Source organism: Nostoc sp. 2RC (genome assembly GCF_014222165.1).
GTDB lineage: Bacteria > Cyanobacteriota > Cyanobacteriia > Cyanobacteriales > Nostocaceae > Nostoc > Nostoc linckia.
The window spans coordinates 1-2,010 of the sequence record NZ_JACKZU010000653.1 but is presented as its reverse complement, the minus strand read 5'-3'; the positions used below and the strand labels follow the sequence as shown (position 1 = coordinate 2,010).

The 2,010-nt window shown below is 44.6% G+C and carries 1 protein-coding gene; it reads left to right on the top strand.

Annotation, left to right across the window (positions count from 1 at the left end; translation table 11 throughout):
* Positions 1–67: 67 nt before the first annotated feature.
* Positions 68–1,975: a penicillin-binding protein 2 gene (locus tag GNE10_RS34170; RefSeq protein ID WP_185570457.1), complete on the top strand. Its 1,908-nt coding sequence runs from the start codon at positions 68–70 to the stop codon at positions 1,973–1,975.
* Positions 1,976–2,010: the final 35 nt, after the last annotated feature.

Here is a 2,010-nt window from a genome sequence, read left to right as displayed (position 1 = left end):
GTCAACAGTCAACCATCAACACCCCTCATCCCCAATAACTAATGACTAATGACAAAGGACAAACCCAATGCAAAAGTCACCAAGCAAAACAAAGTTTGCAAAGTTTCGCACTCCAGGACTCACAAGGCGACAGAGGCGTTCTAAAGGAGGTTTTTTCGGAAAATTTAAGTTTAAGTTTAATATCCAAGAGCAAACATCCAATAATAAGTCCCGATTGTTTGTTGTCTGGGGTGTGTTAATCGCAGCGGGGTTGGGATTGGCTATTAATTTGTATAATCTGCAAATTATCCGGGGGCCAAAGTTAACAGAACAAGCACGAAACCAGCAAATGATCAATTTGCGACCTTTTATGCCCCGCCGTCCGGTGGTAGATCGCAATAATAATTTGTTGGCGATTGACCGTCCTGTGTATACTTTGTATGCTCATCCCAAATTGTTTGATAAGTCTAATGAAGAGATAGCACAGGAACTTTCCCCGATATTGGCGAAAGATGCTCCAGAATTGGTGAAGACTTTTGAAAGTAAAAAAAGTGGCATTGTACTTGCGCCAGCGATACCAGAAGAAATTGTCGATCGCATCACTTCTTTGCGTTTAAATGGTTTAGAACTAATTCAAAAATACTCGCGATTCTACCCTTCAGATGATTTGGCTGCTGATGTGGTGGGCTATGTGAATATTGACCGTCGCGGTCAGGCGGGTGTGGAATATTCTCAAGAAAAGTTGCTAGAACGTTCTGTACAAACGGTGCGCCTCAGTCGAACGGGTACTGGCGCTATTATGCCAAATCATGCCCCTGAAGGTTTTTTAAATTTTGATGATTTCCGACTGCAATTGACTATTGATAGTCGTTTGCAGCGAATTGCCCGCACTGCCCTCAAGCAAAAAATGGATGAGTTTAAGGCTAAACGCGGGGCGGTCATTGTGATGGACGCATTGGATGGTTCTTTACTTGCCTTAGTTTCTCAGCCCACTTATAACCCTAATGAATACGCCAAAGCTAATATTTCACTGTTTAAAAACTGGACGGTGGCGGATCTTTATGAACCAGGTTCCACCTTCAAGCCTTTAAATGTGGCGATCGCTCTGGAAAATGGTGTTATTAAACCAGATGATATGTTTAATGACTCCGGTTCTATCCGTGTAGCTAATTACACTATTAAAAATGCTATGAACAATGGTTATGGGCGAATCAGCATCGCTCAAATCCTGCAAAATTCTAGCAACATTGGCATGGTGCAAATTATCCAACGATTAAAGCCGACAATATACTACAACTGGCTGGAACGTTTGGGATTAGGACAAAAAGTTGATACGGATCTACCTTTTGAAGCTGGCGGTCGCCTCAAAAGTCAAGAAGAATTTATTGCTTCCCCAATTGAACCAGCTACTACTTCCTTTGGACAAGGCTTTTCCATGACACCCATACAGCTGGTACAAATGCACGGTGCTTTAGCCAATGGCGGTAAATTAGTTACACCTCATGTAGTCCGGGGTCTAATTGATACCAAAGGACAGATGCACGATTCACCCGATCGCACCATGCCACGCCAGATTTTCTCTGCTACCACGGCTCAGAAGGTAGTGGAAATGATGGAAACAGTTGTGTCTGAAGGTACAGGTAAGGTAGCGCAAATTCCCGGTTATCGCATCGCTGGCAAAACTGGTACCGCCCAAAAAGCTAGTCCCAATGGTGGTTACATCAAGGGTGCGAGAATCACTAGCTTTGTAGCTATTTTACCAGTGGAATCTCCTCGTTACGTAGTGTTCGCATTAGTGGACGAACCACAAGGAGAAAACGCCTACGGTTCCACCGTCGCCGCCCCGATTGTGAAGTCAGTAATTCAAGCTTTGATTCCTTTGGAAGAAATTCCCCCAAGTAAGGGAATGGAATCGGGTGTGGGGCATGGTGCATTGGGCATTGGGGATGGGGCAGAGGGAGTGGAGGCAGTTCCAGGGAACAGAAATATGGATTAAGAGGGAATGGGAGATGGGGAGATGGGGAGATGGGA